Origin of the sequence: Nocardia sp. NPDC059764 (genome assembly GCF_042732555.1) — a bacterium.
Taxonomy (GTDB): Bacteria; Actinomycetota; Actinomycetes; order Mycobacteriales; family Mycobacteriaceae; genus Nocardia.
In genome coordinates, this window is sequence record NZ_JBHWHH010000039.1 from 1 (window position 1) to 16,333 (window position 16,333).

At 68.6% G+C, this 16,333-nt stretch carries 15 protein-coding genes; 7 read left to right on the top strand and 8 right to left on the bottom strand.

Annotated elements, in window-relative coordinates; translation table 11 throughout:
• Nucleotides 1–39: 39 nt before the first annotated feature.
• A complete protein-coding gene (locus ACFV4K_RS11445) occupies nt 40–438 on the bottom strand; it encodes a hypothetical protein (RefSeq protein WP_379274063.1) in 399 nt (132 codons plus the stop codon).
• 279 nt (nt 439–717) lie between these two features.
• Here ACFV4K_RS11445 and ACFV4K_RS11450 point away from each other — a divergent pair, with 279 nt between their 5' ends.
• The 3 genes from ACFV4K_RS11450 to ACFV4K_RS11460 all read left to right on the top strand — a co-directional run bounded on the left by ACFV4K_RS11450 (nt 718) and on the right by ACFV4K_RS11460 (nt 5,159).
• Nucleotides 718–3,354, top strand: a complete 2,637-nt coding sequence (locus tag ACFV4K_RS11450; protein ID WP_379274064.1) for an NB-ARC domain-containing protein — start codon at nt 718–720, stop codon at nt 3,352–3,354.
• Between the two features lie 121 nt (nt 3,355–3,475).
• Nucleotides 3,476–4,120: an NTP transferase domain-containing protein gene (locus tag ACFV4K_RS11455; RefSeq protein ID WP_379274066.1), complete on the top strand. Its 645-nt coding sequence runs from the start codon at nt 3,476–3,478 to the stop codon at nt 4,118–4,120.
• A gap of 13 nt (nt 4,121–4,133) precedes the next feature.
• Nucleotides 4,134–5,159, top strand: a complete 1,026-nt coding sequence (locus ACFV4K_RS11460) for an XdhC family protein (protein WP_379274068.1) — start codon at nt 4,134–4,136, stop codon at nt 5,157–5,159.
• Between the two features lie 14 nt (nt 5,160–5,173).
• Here the strand turns inward: ACFV4K_RS11460 and ACFV4K_RS11465 are convergent, their stop codons facing one another.
• From ACFV4K_RS11465 to ACFV4K_RS11490, 6 genes are all read right to left on the bottom strand, one after another.
• Nucleotides 5,174–6,274: an ABC transporter substrate-binding protein gene (locus tag ACFV4K_RS11465; protein WP_379274070.1), complete on the bottom strand. Its 1,101-nt coding sequence runs from the start codon at nt 6,272–6,274 to the stop codon at nt 5,174–5,176.
• Nucleotides 6,275–6,353: 79 nt separating this feature from the next.
• Nucleotides 6,354–7,148, bottom strand: coding sequence for an ABC transporter permease (locus ACFV4K_RS11470; protein ID WP_379274141.1), 795 nt, complete (start codon nt 7,146–7,148; stop codon nt 6,354–6,356).
• A gap of 8 nt (nt 7,149–7,156) precedes the next feature.
• Nucleotides 7,157–7,909 (bottom strand): ABC transporter permease, encoded by a 753-nt coding sequence (locus ACFV4K_RS11475; protein WP_379274072.1) that lies wholly within the window; start codon nt 7,907–7,909, stop codon nt 7,157–7,159.
• A complete protein-coding gene (locus ACFV4K_RS11480; RefSeq protein WP_379274074.1) occupies nt 7,906–8,709 on the bottom strand; it encodes an ABC transporter ATP-binding protein in 804 nt (267 codons plus the stop codon). Before ACFV4K_RS11480 ends, ACFV4K_RS11475 begins: the two co-directional genes overlap by 4 nt.
• A gap of 85 nt (nt 8,710–8,794) precedes the next feature.
• On the bottom strand, nt 8,795–9,148 hold the full coding sequence (locus ACFV4K_RS11485) for a hypothetical protein (protein ID WP_379274076.1): 354 nt from the start codon (nt 9,146–9,148) through the stop codon (nt 8,795–8,797).
• Nucleotides 9,149–9,286: 138 nt separating this feature from the next.
• On the bottom strand, nt 9,287–10,252 hold the full coding sequence (locus ACFV4K_RS11490) for a hexose kinase (RefSeq protein WP_379274077.1): 966 nt from the start codon (nt 10,250–10,252) through the stop codon (nt 9,287–9,289).
• Between the two features lie 83 nt (nt 10,253–10,335).
• Between ACFV4K_RS11490 and ACFV4K_RS11495 the strand changes: the two genes are divergently transcribed.
• A complete protein-coding gene (locus tag ACFV4K_RS11495) occupies nt 10,336–10,776 on the top strand; it encodes a DUF4254 domain-containing protein (RefSeq protein ID WP_379274079.1) in 441 nt (146 codons plus the stop codon).
• Between the two features lie 289 nt (nt 10,777–11,065).
• Here ACFV4K_RS11495 and ACFV4K_RS11500 read toward each other — a convergent pair whose 3' ends face one another.
• Nucleotides 11,066–12,583, bottom strand: a complete 1,518-nt coding sequence (locus ACFV4K_RS11500; RefSeq protein ID WP_379274081.1) for an ATP-dependent DNA ligase — start codon at nt 12,581–12,583, stop codon at nt 11,066–11,068.
• A 105-nt stretch (nt 12,584–12,688) separates the two neighbouring features.
• Here ACFV4K_RS11500 and ramB point away from each other — a divergent pair, with 105 nt between their 5' ends.
• The 3 genes from ramB to urtA all read left to right on the top strand — a co-directional run bounded on the left by ramB (nt 12,689) and on the right by urtA (nt 16,309).
• On the top strand, nt 12,689–14,098 hold the full coding sequence (gene ramB, locus ACFV4K_RS11505; protein WP_379274083.1) for an acetate metabolism transcriptional regulator RamB: 1,410 nt from the start codon (nt 12,689–12,691) through the stop codon (nt 14,096–14,098).
• 60 nt (nt 14,099–14,158) lie between these two features.
• Nucleotides 14,159–14,764, top strand: a complete 606-nt coding sequence (locus tag ACFV4K_RS11510; protein ID WP_379274085.1) for a hypothetical protein — start codon at nt 14,159–14,161, stop codon at nt 14,762–14,764.
• A 309-nt stretch (nt 14,765–15,073) separates the two neighbouring features.
• Nucleotides 15,074–16,309 (top strand): urea ABC transporter substrate-binding protein, encoded by a 1,236-nt coding sequence (gene urtA / locus ACFV4K_RS11515; RefSeq protein ID WP_379274143.1) that lies wholly within the window; start codon nt 15,074–15,076, stop codon nt 16,307–16,309.
• The last annotated feature ends 24 nt before the right edge of the window (nt 16,310–16,333 follow it).

Consider the following 16,333-nt stretch of genomic DNA (forward strand, 5'->3'; position numbering starts at 1 on the left):
GAATCCGGTGCGGGGCCTCGTGTTTGCGGCGGACACCCCTCAGCCCTTCGACGGCTCGACAAGCGCCACGGGGGGATGGCATCGCTCGATCGGCCGTCGCGCCCGTGCTTCGTCCTCCTCGCGCGGCCCCGGCTCCCCGTCGCCGCCGGTGTCGCGCAGGGCGAGCAGGCACATGGCCTCGGTGAGGCCGAGGCCGATCAGCGCGGCGTGCAGGCTCGCGGCTTCGGCGTCGAATTCCCCTGTGGACCTGGAGAATCCGAGCAGGATCAGCTCTGCGAGCCGGATACCCGCCAGGGCTTGCGCCCTGGTCAGTCGCCGCGTCGTGGGCAGGTACGAGAGCACCCACCGTCCCCGTCCCCGCTCGGGCACATCCACCCGGAACGCCACCTCGTGAGCGACGTCCGAGGTGATCAGCCACTCGTTTTCCCATACGGCCATCCCGATCCTCCGTTCCACTCGGACCCGCCCCGTCCCGGCATTGCCCGACGCTTCCATTGGACCGTTCGCGAGCCGCCGTCCCCGTACCGCGATGTCCCGCCGTTTCTTCCCGGTCCGAACCGGCTCCGACCTGCGCCGAGAGCGGGCCCGGACCCGGAAGTTTCCCGCCCGGCCCCGGATTTCTTCGCTACCGTCGATAGCGAATACAGCTGTCCGCCAAGCGAATACGCCCGGATCTCCGATTGCCGGGCGATGGCGGGCGGTCGAGGAGGTGCCCCGATGGAGTCGACCGCCGCTTCCTCGCAGGAGATCGCCCGGCTCGGCCGTTCGCTGCGGGCGCTCGGATTGAGCGAGCAGACCTTGGTGGAGCCGCTGGCCGTCGAGCTGATGCGGCGGGGGCTGCGGCCGCGCACGGCGTGGCGCAAGGCCAACGGCCTCAATCAGCGGCAGGCGGCGGAACGCTTCAATCAGCTTGCGCCCCTGGTGGATCCGGACGGTCATCGGGAGCCGCGGATGAAGAACAGCCGGCTGTGCGAGATCGAGAAGTGGCCCGCCCGCACACCGGAGGGGTACGGCTATCGGGCGCCCGCGCTGCACACGCTGGAGTTGCTCGCGCTGGTGTACAACACCACCTGGGACCGGCTCGTCGACGTCGAGGATCTGGCGCACCTGTCGCCGGGCGATCGCCGCGCCTACCAATCCGCGCGGGAACGCCTGGGGCTGAACCGGACCGGCGCCGGGCAGCTGTACGTTCCCACGGCGGATTCGACGACCTTCATCGGCCGCCGCCACCCCATGGAGGAGATGCGCCGCCGGGTAGACCTGCACTTCCTGGGCGACTCCCGCGCGCAGTTGATCACGGGTGTAGCCGGGGTGGGCAAGACCGCCTTCACCCGGCAGCTGGTCGCCAAGTTCGCCGACCGCTTCCCGGACGGCGCGGTGTGGCTGGGGATGCGCAGTCACGATCGGGAGGCGGGCGCGACCGGCGCGTCCCGGCTGCTGGCGGCAGGCCTGAGTCAGCTGGGGGTGCGGCCGCCGCTGCGGGCCGATCAGGGCCGGTTGGCGCAGCTGTGGCGACGCGAGACCGCGGGGCGGCGGCTCCTCGTGGTGTTCGACGATGTGCTGGAGAGCAAGCAGATCCGGCCGCTGCTGCCGCAGTCGCCGAGCTGCTTCGTGGTGATCACCAGCCGGCGTCCGCTGACCGGCATGGTGCGGGTCAATCAGCTGGAGCTGGAGCCGCTGGGCCCGGACGAGGCCGAGGAGATGCTGGCCACGCTGGGCAATCTGGGCGCGGGCTACGACTCCGCGGCGGCTCGCCGGATCGTGGAGGTGGCGGGCGGGCTGCCGCTGCCGATCCGCTTGGTCGCGGGCCGGATCAGCCGCCGGCCGGGACTGTTGGCGGACCTGCGCGACGACCTCGACGCCCTGAGCACCCTGGTAACGCTGCCCGCGACCGGGCCGAGCGTGGGTCTGTGCCCCGCGGAGCTGATCCTCGACAAGTTCTCCGCCGAGGACGAGTCCATACGTGACGCCTTCGCCCTCTCGTACGCCCGGCTCCGCGACGAGGAGGCGCGCCGCGCGGTGCGGCTGCTCGGCTGGTTCCCGAGTTCGACGGTGTCCTCGGATGATTTCGCGGCCATGGCGCAGGCCGAGGACTCGGCCGCGAAACGCCTGCTGCAGCGGGTCTTCGAGGACGGGATGATCGATCAGCTCGCCAGCCGTCCGGGTCATCAGCGGTATCGGATGCACAATCTGCTGCACCTCTACGCCCGCTGCCGCGCCGACGCGGAGAGCCGGCCCGGCGAGCACGGGGCCGCGCTGGGCCGCCTGCTCGGGCACTATCTGGCGACGGCGAGCGGTATCGGCAAACCGCGCCCCTTCGACACCGTGCATCCGCACGCGTTCGACACCGTGCATCCGCACGCGGGCCGCGACTTCCGCAATCCGAATATGGCCGTCATGCAGGCCCGGCTGTGGTTCGAGGAGCGGCTGGGCACCATGCTGGCATGCGCCCGCACCGCCGAACGCACCTCGGACACCGCGCGGTTCGCCGATCTGCTGGCCGGGCAGCTCGCCACCCTGGGCTATCTGGCCGAGAGCCGCAGCATGTTCGAGCTCGCCACCTCGATCAATCACGCCATCGGCGACCGGACCGCCGAATGCGACGCCTGGTACGGCCTCGGTCACCTGCTCAATACGGTGCGCGAATACTCCAGGGCCGCGCTCTGTTTCGAGCATGCCCGGCGGCTGGCCGAGGACATCGGCGATCATGCCCGCACCGCCCGCGCCCTGCTCTGGCATGCCGCCGCGCTGCGGCACCAGGATCGCCGCGATGCCGCCCGGGACGCGGTCCGGCAGGTCCTGCGCATCGCGCATTCGCTCGATGACCTGCATCTGGAGTGCGACGCGCTGCGCGAACTCGGCCATATCGAGCGGCTCAGTGAGCGGTACGCCGCGGGCGACGAGTACTACCACCGGGCGCACGCCATCGCCCTGCGGATCGGGGACGGCTACTGCGAGGGCTGGTCGGTGTGGGGGCTGGGCGGGATCGCCGGCCTGCGCGGCAACCTGGACCAATCCTGGACGCTGTTCGAGGAGGCCTACCGGATCAGCAAGGAGATCCCGGACACCCTGCTCCAGATCGACACCCTGCGCGGCTTCGGCCACATCCACCGCAACCGCGGCGAATTCGATTCCGCCCGTATCAAATACGAGGAATCGCGCGCTCTCACCCGCGGCATGTCCGACGCGGGCGGTGAGGCGGCCGCGTGGTGGGCGCTCGGCGAGCTCGAACGCCGCGCCGACAACCCCGGCCTGGCGCAGGTCTATCTGGAGAAGGCCCGCACCCTCTGCGAGGGCATCGATCCTGCCCGCCCGCTGAAGGTCCAGCAGACGCTGACCGCGCTCGGCGCGTGACCGCGCGGCCCATCGGTCTGCCCCGCACCGTCCCATCTGGTCCGATGTGCGGCGGGCCGGTCGGGCTACCCTTCTGGTCGCTTGGCCAGCGAACCCGCGCGGGCGGGATTACCCTGCTCGCGTGAGTCCCGAACGCTGCGATGGAATTCTGCTCGCGGCCGGTGCCGGTCGGCGATATGGCATGCCGAAAGTGCTGGCCGAGGGTGGCGCGTGGCTGCGCGGGGCGGTGCGGGCGCTGCGGGACGGCGGCTGCGAACGGGTCGTCGTGGTGCTGGGCGCGACCGGACCCGCGTATGGGGCGGCGAACGGCAGCTGGCTGGTGTCGCAAACCTCGGGCATAGCGATTCCCGAAGGCGCGCAACCCATTTGGGTCGAGGACTGGGACCTCGGGCTGAGCGCGTCGACCCGTGCGGGCCTGGCCGCGGCGGCCGCGCCCGGCATCGCCACACGCTCCTCGGCGACCGCCCCCGCCGAGTTCGCGGCCATCATGCCGGTGGATACGCCGGACGTCGGCCCCGAGGTGGTGGCGCGGGTGATCGCGGCGGCGCGGGCGAGCGAGAGCCGGGTGGCGCGCGCGTTCTTCGGGTCGGTTCCGGGTCATCCGGTGGTGCTGGGGCGCGCGCACTGGGCGGGGGTCCGCGCGAGCGCGGAGGGAAATTCAGGGGCGGGCACTTATTTACGAGAACGAGCGGATATGGTGTGCGTCACGTGCGATGACCTCGCTACGGGGATCGATCGGGATTATCCGGCGGGGAGCGCACTGTGAGCGGGAGCATGTGATGCGGGAAATCATCGACGACCTTCTTCGGGTGTGGCACAGCGGGCGGACCGGAGGACTGGCCACTCTCGTTCGGGCGCAGGGCGCGACGCCGGTGCCGATCGGTTCGGCCATGGTGGTGGACGCCGACGGCCGGGCCTTCGGATCCATCTCGGCGGGCTGCGCCGAGGCCGCCGCGTACGAGGCGGCCGCGGAGTCGGCGCGCACCGGCCGGCGCGGTCTGCAGCGGTTCGGTCCGGGCAGCGGCCTGGACGCCCAGATGGACTGCGTCGGCACCCTCGACGTCTTCACGGAACCGTTCTCGCGCAGGCACTTTCCGGAATTCCCGGATATCGCGGCGGATATCGAGGCGCAGCGTCAGGTCACCCTGTTCACCGTGGTCTGGCATTCCGATCCGGACGTGATCGGGCAGCACCTCATCACCGACCGCAAGCACGGCACCGAGCTGGTCTCGCTCCCCGACTCCGACGTGTTCGTGTCCTCGTTCGCCCGCCCGCCGCATCTGATCCTGGTGGGGGCCAATGCTTTCGCGAGCGCGCTGGCCACCCAGGCCCGGATGCTCGGCTACCGGATCACCATCGTCGACGCCCGCCCGACCTTCGCCAACCCGACCGCCTATCCCGGCTGCGAGGTGGTGGTCGACTGGCCGCACCGCTATCTCAACACCCTGGCCTCGGCCGGTGAGATCGATCGCGATACCGCCATGGTGGTGCTCTCGCACGATCCGAAGTTCGAAATCCCTTTGCTCACAGTCGCTTTGCGACTACCCGAGCTGGGGTATCTGGCCGCCCTGGGTACCCCGGCGTCACACGGGCATCGGCTGGAGGCCCTGCAGGCGGGTGGTTTCAGCGACGAGACCCTCGCCCGCCTGCACTCCCCGGCGGGCCTGGACGTGGGGGCGCGCACCCCGGCCGAGACCGCCGTCTCGATCACCGCGGAACTGCTGGCGGTCCGCAACGGCCGGTCGGCCGAGCCGCTGTCCACTTCGCCGGGTGGGGGCCGGCGGCACGTGCAACTGGCGCGCTGACCCCCGGTCCCGGTCTACTGCTTCAGTTCCGGGTGCTCGGCGAACATCTCCTTCAGCACCGACAGGTCGAACAGCTGCTCGGCCTTGATGTCGATCTTGGACTTGCCGAGCGCCGCGATGTTCTGCGCGATGAGCTCGTCGGTCATGGTGAACAGGCCGTTGGCCTTGGTGTTCGCGGACACCACCAGATCGTTCTGCGCCATCGCTTCGAGCGACTGTTCCTTCAGTTCCAGCCGCTGGTCCTTGCCGTACACCTCCACGGCCAGCCGCGCCGCCTCGCCGGGATTGGCGACGGCGTCCTTCCAGCCCTTCACCTCCGCCATCAGGAACGCCTTCAGCTTGTCGCGCTCGGTGTCGATGGTTTTCTGATGCACGGTCAGCGTCTCCGCGACCAGCGGCAGCCCGAAGTCGGCGAACAGGAAGTTCACGTTCTGGAATCCCTTGGACGCCAGAGTGATCGGCTCGTTGGTGGCGTAGCTGACCCAGCCGTCCACCTCGCCGTTGGCCAGCGGCGTCGGATCGTATTGCGCGGGCACCACGGTGACGTCGCCCGGTGACATGTTGTTGGCGGCGAGCAGCGCGTCGAAGATGAGCTGATTGGTGTCCTGCACCCCGATCTTGCGGCCCTTCATGTCCTGCGGGCTGCGGATCGGCTTGTTCGCGGCACTCACGATGCAGAAGGGGTTCTTCTGATACGTGGTGCCGACGATCTTGGCGGGCAGACCCTCCAGAATGGCGGGCGCGGTGGTCTGCGGCGCGGACATGCCGATCCAGATCTTGCCGGTGCCGAGCCCGGCCTCCACCGAGGTGCTGGCCGCGCCGCCCGCGATCAGATTCACCGACCCGAATCCGGCGTCCTTGAAATAGCCCTTGGAATCGGCGAAATACTCCCCCGCGAATTCGATGTTCTTCAGCCAGGACAACTGCACCGCCACGGTCCCGAACTTGGAACCGTCGGCGACACTGCCGTTCCCGCCGCCCGACGAGTCCTTTCCGCAGGCGGCGAGCACCCCGGCCGTGCTCACCGCCGCGCCGGCCAACCCGGCGTAGCGGAAGAAGGAGCGACGGCCCATGGACAACTGCGCGGCCGGAACCGGCCGGAACAAACCACTCATGCGGCGAATGTAGGCGGTTTCGATTTCCGATTTTTTGCTTTGGCCAACGTATTTGTATGCGCCGCGTTAACTCATGTGCTCAATCCCGTCCGGCGCGCGGCGAGAAGCGCGCCAGCACCAGGTTCTCCACTACGCCGACCACCGCGTAGGCCACCACCGACACCACCGTGACCAGCGCGATCGATGCCCACAACCGGTTGTACTGGAACGTGGGTATCGCGCGGATCAGGCCCGCGCCCAAACCTGTTCCGCTGCCCAGCCATTCGCCGATCAGTGCCCCGATGAGCGCGCCCGGCACCGAGATTCGCGCCGCCGCGAACACCGACGGCAGTGCGGCGGGCAACGCCACCATGCGCAGCGCCGTCCAATGCGAACCCCCGTAGGCCATCACGAGTTCATTGGCCTGCCGGGGCGCGGACCGCAAGCCGGTCATGATCATCACCAGCGCCGGGAAGAACACCACGATCGCCGCCATGACGGTCACGCCCAGCAGCCCGCGGCCGAACACCAGCACGATGATCGGGGTGATCGCGACCAGCGGCACCGACCGCAGCAGCATGGCCACCGGCATGAACGCCTGCGCCACCGCCGGGACGCCCACGAACACCGCGGCCACCAGCAGCGCCGCGCCCATCCCGGAACCGAACCCGATCGTCGCGTCCCGCAGCGTGATCCGCAGTTCGCCGAAGATGATCCTGCGGGCGGACTCGGAGGTGGGCCCGGTGACCAGGTACCGCCACACCTCGCCCGGACTCTTGCCGACCAGTCCGACCTGCGGATACAGCTTCAGGAAGCCGTACCACAGCGCCACCAGCAGGATCAGCGAAACCAGCAGCGGCAGCAGGAATCTGCCGATCGGACGCAGCATGTTCAGGGTTCTCATCACGCCTCCGCTCGCGTCCACGGCACCGCGATCCGGGCCACCAGCGCCACGATGGCGTAGCCCAGTCCGGCCAGCGCGGCCGCGGCCAGCGCCATGCCCCAGGTGCGCGGCACGTTGTAGGCGGTCTGCGCGGCGGTCAGCGCCACCCCGATGCCGCTGTCCACGCCGCCCAGGTACTCGCCGATGATCGCGCCCAGCACCGCGGACGGCGCGGCGATCTTCAAGGCCGCCAAGGTGTTCGGCAGCGCCGCGATCAGCTGCACCCGCCACAGTCGCTGCCAGCGCCCGCCGCCGTAGGCGCGCACCAGGTCCAGTCCGGTGGGATCGGCCGACCGCAGACCCGACACCGTCCCGACCATGGTGGTGAAGAAGCAGTACATGGCCGCCAGGAACACCGTGGGCGTGCGGCCGCCGAACACCACCAGGATGATCGGCCCCAGCGCCAGCAGCGGCGTGCAGTAGCTGAGGATGGCCAGCTGGGTGACCAGCATTTCGATCGGCGGGATCAGCACCACCAGTACCGCGAGCGCGATGGCCAGCCCGTTCCCCCACGCGAAGCCCTGCAGCGCGCCCCACGCGGTGATCCGGAAGTTCGGCCCGTAGAGCGCCCAGCCGTCGGTGTACATGGTGCGCAGCACGGTCCACGGGCTGGGCACCGTGCCGCCCGCGACGCGGAGCTCGGCCAGCAGGGTCCACACCAGGAGCAGCACGAGAATGCCCGCCGCGCCGCCGATTCGGGACAGGCGGTTCATTCCGTCGCCACCCCTCCGTGCCCGCCGCGCCCGAACAGCAGCTCCGACAGGTAGTCGTGCAGCTTGTGGAATTCGGGGGTGCGCATCATCTCCGGGGTGCGGGGCCGCGGCAGATCGATCTCGACGATCTCCACCACCCGGCCCGGCCGCGGGCTCATCACCGCCACCACGTCGGAGAGGAAGACGGCCTCGGCGATGCCGTGCGTGACCATCAGGGTGGTGGCGGGTTTCTCGGTCCAGATGCGCAGCAGTTCCAGGTTCAGCCGCTGCCGGGTCATATCGTCGAGCGCGCCGAACGGTTCGTCGAGCAGCAGAATGGTCGGCTTCACCACCAGCGCGCGGGCGATCGAAACCCGTTGCCGCATACCGCCGGACAGCTGCGCGGGCTTGCTCTTCTCGAAGCCCTCCAGCCCGACCAGCGCGATCAGGTCCGCGATCAGCTCCTTGTCCACCGGCAGGCCCGCCACCTGCAACGGCAGCTTGATATTGGATTCCACACTGCGCCACGGCAACAGCGCCGAATCCTGGAAGGCAATCCCGAACTGATGCCGCCGCCGCAGCTCGGCCGGGGTTTCGCCATTGATCCGCGCCGTCCCCGCCGACGGCGACTCCAGATCCGCGAGAATCCGCAGGATCGTGGACTTGCCGCAGCCCGAGGGCCCCAGCAGCGACAGGAACGCGCCCTGTTCGGTGTGCAGATCCACCGCGTCCAGGGCGGCCACCGTCCGCCGCCCCGACCGGAAGGTCTTGCTCAGCCCGCTGATGTGAATGCCCGTCCCCGCGGCCACTTCCGAACTCATAGGGTCACGGTAGGTGCCCGCAATTGCGGGCGGATTGCGAATGAGCAGACGAGATGACCGACTTGTTACGGTGCGGCCGGATCGCTCACCAGAAGCTCGACGGCTCGAACCAGTCGCGCGCATCGCGCCGGAACAGCAGCACGATCACCGCGAGCGACACCAGCGGACCCAGCGGACCCGGCGGCCGTCCGTCCAGAATCGACGGCACCGTCCAGAACATGTTCAGCACCGCCACCAGGATCGCGCCGACCCGGATCGCCTGGCCCTCGGAATGGAAGGTCAACCCCATCAGCCCGAGCAGCAGCGCCGGGACGAACGGCACCCCCGTCGCGAGGGCCGCCGTCGAACCCATCAACCAGCCCGAGGCCGCCACGCACAGCACGCCCAGCCCGCCCATACCCACGGCGAGCACCTGCGCCGCGCGCACCACCCGCGGCATGCGATATCCATTCCCGACACCCGGCCCTCGATCGGGTTGAGTCTCCAGGTCCGACACTCCCCCAACGTAACCCCGAGTCATCCCCCGATCGGACCACCACGCCGCCGGGTCTGTTTTCCCCTGCGGGCGCGATGCGGTCTACGGCCGGACCGCGACCGTCTCCAGTTCCCGCACCCGCACGGTGGGCAGCAGCCGGTCCCGCAGCACCCGGTCGATCTCGCCCGCGACCGGGATCACCACCGCCGCGGCCGAGGTGGCGACCGCGTCGGCGAGCAGTACCGGCCAGTCGGGGGCGGGCTCGGCGGCCAGCGCCGCGATGATGGCCGCCACCGCGGCGTCCCCCGCCCCGGTGGGGTTGCCCGCCAGCGGCTTCGGCAGCGCGGCCGTCCAGGCCCGGGTCGGGGTCACCGCCACCATGCCGTCGCCGCCGCGGGTCACCACCACCGCGCCCACACCGTCCGCGATCAGGGGTTCCACGGTCGCCAGGATCTCCGGGACGGTGCCCGCCGGGCGGCCGGTCAGCCGTTCCAGCTCCTCGACATTCGGCGTGAGCACGATGCCCGGCACCCGCGCCGCCAATTCCAGTGTCTGACCGTCACAATCGCAGACCGTGGGCACGCCCCGGGCGATGGCGGTGCGGGCCAGCTCGGCGGGCAGCCCCGCGCTCACCCCGCCCGGCAGCGACCCGGAGATGACCAGCCCGCTCATGTCCGACAGCAGCCCCGCCACCCGCACCCGCAACTGATCCACGGCGCGCGGCTCGGTGACTCGCGGCCCCGGCTCCCACAGCGCGGTCGCGGTGCCGTCGTCGGACTCGCTGATCACCACGGTGCGCCGCACCCACGGCAGCGCGTGCACGAAGTCCACCGGCATCTCGAGTTCCGCCGCGGCCGCGAAGGAGTGATCCGAGAACCCGGTGGCGCGGGCGTACTTGCCGAGCTGGTTGAGCACCCGCGTGACATTGATGCCACGCCCGCCCAGCCGCTGGTCCACCGAGTGCACCCGATGCGCGCGACCACGCTCGAAATGCTCCACCCGGTAGGTCATGTCGTAGGCGGGGTTCATGGTCACGGTGACGATCACCCCACCATCACGGCACGTCACGGCACCGGATGCAACCCCTGGAAGGCAATGTGGCACCGAATGTCGTTGCCGTTCGGAGACATTCGAGGGGCAGGATGTCGGCCGTGCATTCGCTCCCGCCGAAACACCTCCTGCTGCAAGCCTGCCGCGGCCTGCCCCCCGACGACCATCCGGTACTGCGCTGCGCCGGATTACTCGCGGACCTGCACGAGCGGCGACTCACCTCCGCCGACGGCACCCACCGCATCGACCACGACCGGGCCCGGCTGGTGCACGATATCGACTGCTGGGTGGCGGCCGAGATGCCCAAGGCCGCCCGCGACGCGCACCTGCACACCGAGACCGTCGGCACCGTGGTGGACCGGCTGGCCCAGTTCTCCGCGCTGGCCTACCTGTCCCTCGCCATGTCGCCCGACGCCGCCACGCTCGACGCCGCCCAGCGGCTCACCGAATTGGCCATCGCCTACGAGGATCTCGCGGGCGAACTCGCGGCGGGCCGCCGCCGGCTGCCGAACCTCACCGGCACCCACGACTACGAATCCTGACCACCGCGAGACATGACCGCGGCCGGCGGTGCCCGGCGAGGGGGCGAGGCACCGTCGGCCACACAGGTGGACCATGCGCAATCCACCGTCGAGCCGGCGGATGGCACGGGGCGTGCAGGGAATTCCGCGTGGGAGATGCGGTGGCAGTTCCTGCGACGACCCGTCACCTGACAACCGTCCGCCGAAGCTCGACCACCGAATCGTGCGATACGAATCTCGGAGCGACCCAGGTTTCAGCTGTGAATCTCCTGTGAGAGGACCGAAACGCGGAAGGTTTAGGGAAAAGCCCCTATTTCGCCCCGGGTAGCAGGGCCCGAATGGTGTCGATGGTGTCGGCCTGGTGGGGTTCCTTGTCGGGGCGATAACGAACGACCCGGGCGAACCGGAGGGCGACTCCACCGGAATAGCGGGGGCTGGTCTGCACTCCGTCCAACGCGATCTCGACCACCAGTTCCGGATGGAGATAGACGGTATTCGCGTCCCGATCGCGTTCGTGGCGCGGGAATTCACTGGTCTGCCAGTCCAGCAGGGCATCGGTGAGGCCCTTGAACGTCTTGCCGACCATGATCGGCGGCCCGCCCTGCGGATCCCGCGCGCCCAGATGGAGATTCGACAGGTAACCGGTGCGGCGGCCGTATCCCCATTCCGCGCCCAGCACGATCAGGTCGAGGGTGTGGGTGGGCTTGATCTTCTGCCAGGCCCGCCCGCGACGACCCGCAGCATAGGGGGCGTCCAGAGATTTGATCATGATGCCTTCGTGCCCCGCGGCGAGCGCACCGTCGAAATACTCGGCGGCGCGCTCGGGATCGGGGGCGATGAGCGCCGGGATGCCGAGACCCCCGGCCACCTCGGTGAGCGCCCGACGGCGATCCCGCAACGGCGCGTCGAGCAGATCCTCCCCGTTCACATGCAGGCAGTCGAAGAAATACGGGTGCAGCAGCAGTTCCTGCGCGACGGTCGCGCCGAAGCGGCTCATGGTCTCCTGGAACGGCCGCGGCCGCCCGGAATCATTGAGCGCCAGGGTTTCTCCGTCGAGCACCACACTGGTGCAATCCAATTTCCGCACCAGTTCCACCAATTCGGGAACGCTCGCGGTGATCTCACGCAGGGTTCGGGTGAACACCCACACCTGGTCGCCGTCGCGGTGCACCTGGATGCGCGCGCCGTCCATCTTGTGCTCGACGCTGACCTGCCCGTCGAATTCGGCCACCGCCTCCTCGAGGCTGGCGCCGGGCGAGGCCAGCATGGGCTGGATGGCCCGCCCGACCCGGAGCCGGAACGCCTCCAGGGCCGCCGCGCCGCCGGTGCGGGCGGCGACCGCGGTGACCGGCAGCTGCCCGGACAGCATGTGCGCCCGCCGGACCGCGGCGATCGGCACGTCGAAGGCGACGGCCACGGCTTCGGCGACGATGGCGGCCAGCGCCCCCTGCCGCATCTCCCCGGTGAGCAGGCGGATCAGGAAGTCGTGCTCGTCGCGGGTGGCGGCCCCGAACAGGGTGGCCAGCAGCTCTTGGCGCCGGGCGGCCGACCCGGTGCCGCTCACCCCGGAAAGCTGCTCGAAGAAGTTGTCCACAGTTTCCACGGCCAGGGTGTGGACGGTCGCGGACTCCACCTCGAGCCCGGTCAGCGTCCGCCATCCGGTGCCGATCCGACCCTGGGTCAGCTCGCCGGACAGCCACGCCACGACGTGCGCCAACTCCCCCGCCTCAGCCCGTTTCAGCAGCTCGGCGCAGATATTGATCTTGTTCTTGCGGGACGACGTCGCCCGCACGGCAGCTGATGCTTCGACCACTTCGGACAAGAGCATTTCCCGACGGTATCCCGGGCTACCGACATCGGTGTGATGCACAGCTCAGCAGGTCTGCTAATCCTGCGATTGGCAGGGATGTGAATTCGCCAATAAACTGGGCACATGGCCAAGACTTACGTCGGAGCGCGGCTGCGGCAGCTGCGCACCGAGCGCGGTTTGAGTCAGGTCTCGCTGGCCAAGAAGCTCGAGATCTCGGCTAGCTATCTCAATCAGATCGAACACGACGTGCGCCCGCTCACCGTACCGGTATTGCTGCGCATCAGCGAAGTCTTCGGCGTCGACGCCGGCTTCTTCTCCTCCCAGGACGACACCCGGCTCATCGCCGAACTCCAGGAGGTCGTGATGGATCAGGAACTCGGGGTGGAGGCCGACGCGCAGGAGATCGCCGAAATGGTGTCCGCGCATCCGGGTTTGGCACGCGCCATGGTGAACATGCACAGCCGCTATCGGAACACCACCGCCCAGCTGGCCGCGGCCACCGAGGACCGGTTCGCCGACGGCAGCGGTTCGGCCGCCATCTCGAAACCGCACGAGGAAGTCCGCGACTACTTCTATCAGCGCCAGAACTACATTCACGAATTGGACACCGCCGCGGAGGAACTCACGCATCGCATGCGTTTCCACGGCGGCGACCTGAAACGTGAGATCCCGCGCCGCCTCGCCGACGCCCACGGCGTCCAGATCGTCGAACGCATCGACCTCGGCGACGGCGTCCTGCACCGCTTCGATCCGATCGCCCGCCGCCTCGAAATCGCCCCTCATCTCTCCGGCGGCCAGCGCGTCTTCAAACTCGCCGCCGAACTCGCCTATCTGGAATGCGGCGACCTCATCGAAAAGCTGGTGGCCGAGGGCAATTTCTCCAGCCAGGAGTCGATCGTGCTGGCGAAATTGGGCCTGGCCAACTATTTCGCGGCCGCGACCGTCCTGCCGTACACCCATTTCCACGAGGTGGCCGAGGACTTCCGCTACGACATCGAACGCCTGTCGGCCTTCTTCACGCAGAGCTACGAGACCATCTGCCACCGCCTGTCCACCCTGCAGCGCCCCAAACTCCGCGGCGTCCCGTTCTCCTTCGTCCGCGTGGACCGCGCCGGCAACATGTCGAAACGCCAGTCCGCGACCGGCTTCCACTTCTCCTCCAGCGGCGGCACCTGCCCCCTGTGGAACGTCTACGAGACCTTCGCCTACCCCGCGAAGATCATGACCCAGATCGCCCAGATGCCCGACGGCCGCAAATACCTCTGGGTGGCCCGCACCGTGGAACGCCGCGCCACCCGCTACGGCGAACCCGGCAAAACATTCGCAATCGGCCTCGGCTGCGAATTGCGTCACGCCGGCCGCACCGTTTATGCCGACGGCCTGGATCTCAACGAGCCCAAAGCGACTCCGATCGGCGCGGGTTGCCGGGTGTGCGAACGCGCCAACTGCCCCCAACGCGCATTCCCGCCACTCGGCAAATCCCTGGATATCAGCGAACACCGAAGTTCCATCTCCCCGTACATCATTCAGTGACGGATTCGATGACCTATCCGGGCGGGCAACGCCCGCGGAATTCCGTACGAACATGATGACGTGAATATCAAGCAGGTTATCGCGACGGCCGGTCTCACCATTGCCGCGCTGGCGATTACGGGGGGCACGTCCTACGGCGCGCCGACCTTCGATCCGGCCACGGTGCATTCCGTCCAGCATGCCGCGCAGGACGCGAACGACGTGGGCTTCTCCATTGTTCGCTCGGATGCGGACAAGACCGTCACCACCACCCTGACCGGGGGCACGTTCCAGCTCACCGACACCGCGGTGAACATCCTCGACGGAAACGGCATCGTCACTTCCACGATGCCGCTCTCGGTGACCATCGACGGCACCGATCAGGTGCTCTCGCTGAACCCCAGCATCGCTGACGACGGCGCCGCACTGGTCGCACACCCGACCGCCACCGCCGTCGCGGAGGGCACCGCCCAAACCGGCAGCGCCAACGCGGCGACCGGCGCGCTCATCGGGGGCATCTTCGGTCTCGTGGTCACCGTCATCAGCCTCGGTTTCGGGTTCATGGCGATACCCGCCGGGATCCTGGTCGGCGCGATGATCGGCGGGATCAGCGGCTCCGGGACGCCGAGCAACACCAGGCCGTGCTTCTTGGTCAACCAGAACACCGGCCTGGTGTACTGCTCCTGACCGCTGCGAGCCGTAAACCCCACCTCACCATCGCTTTCGAGCCGGTGCCAGCTTCCGCTGGTACCGGCTTTCGCCTGTTTCATACCTGTTGACCTGCAACGATGCCGCCGTCGCACGATCGCAAAGCTACTGCGGTGAGCAGAAATTCATCAGCGGGCAACACAGGAAATCCGACATTCATCGAGAGTCATTCCGGCGCAACAACTCCCGTTTACCTTTCGTTCCACGAATACAGCCGCTGTATACGTAAGCGAACCGAAGGATGCGCCGATGCACGACTCTTCCCGCCGGGACAGGGCCTCCCGCCTGATGAAGGCGATCACCATTCCGACCGCGCTGGCGCTGTCCGCCGTCCTGGTCGCCGGTTGCGGGTCGCGCGACAGCGACACCGCCTCCGGATCCAATGCCAAGTCCTGCGTGGACACTTCGAAGGACACCATCAAGATCGGTTCGCTGCACTCGCTGACCGGCACCATGGCGATCAGTGAGGTCACCGTCGCCAATGCCACCAAGCTGGCGGTGGATCAGATCAACGCGGCGGGCGGCGTGCTCGGCAAGAAGATCGAGGTGGTGCTCGAGGACGGCGCGTCGGATCCGAAGACCTTCGCCGAGAAGGCCGAGAAGCTGGTCAGCTCCGACTGTGTCGCCGCGGTGTTCGGCGGCTGGACCTCCGCGTCCCGCAAGGCCATGAAGCCCAAGTTCGAATCGCTGAACTCGCTGCTCTACTACCCGGTTCAGTACGAGGGCCTCGAGGACTCGAAGAACATCTTCTACACCGGCGCCACCACCAACCAGCAGATCATCCCCGCGCTGGACTACCTGAAGCAGAAGGGCGTCACCTCCCTCTACCTGGTGGGTTCGGACTACGTCTTCCCGCAGACCGCCAACCGGGAGATCAAGGCCTACGCCAACGCCAATGGCATCGAGATCAAGGGCGAGGACTACGCGCCGCTGGGCTCCACCGATTTCTCCACAATCGTCAACAAGGTGCGCAGCGCCAAGGCGGGCGCGGTGTTCAACACCCTGAACGGCGACTCCAACGTGGCCTTCTTCCGCGAGTACGCGAACGCGGGCCTGAAGGCCGCCGAGATGCCGGTGGTCTCGGTGTCCATCGCCGAGGAGGAGGTCGGCGGCGTCGGCGTGCAGAACGTCTCGGGCCAGCTGACCGCCTGGAACTACTACCAGACCGTCGACACCCCGCAGAACAAGGCGTTCGTGTCGGCGTACAAGGCCGCCTACGGCGCCAACAAGCCCACCTCCGACCCGATGGAAGCCGCCTACACCTCGGTCTTCCTGTGGAAGGCGACCGTCGAGAAGGCGAAGTCGTTCGCCGTGGCCGACATACAGAAGGCCGCCGACGGCGTCAGCTTCGACGCCCCGGAGGGCACCGTCACCATCGACGGCTCCAACCACCACATCACCAAGACCGCCCGCATCGGCGAGATCCACCCCGACGGGCTCATCTACACCGTGTGGGACTCGGGCAAGGCCATCCAGCCGGACCCGTACCTGAAGAACTACGACTGGGCCAAGGGCCTCAAATAGCTCGCTGCCGCCGATGAGGGGCGG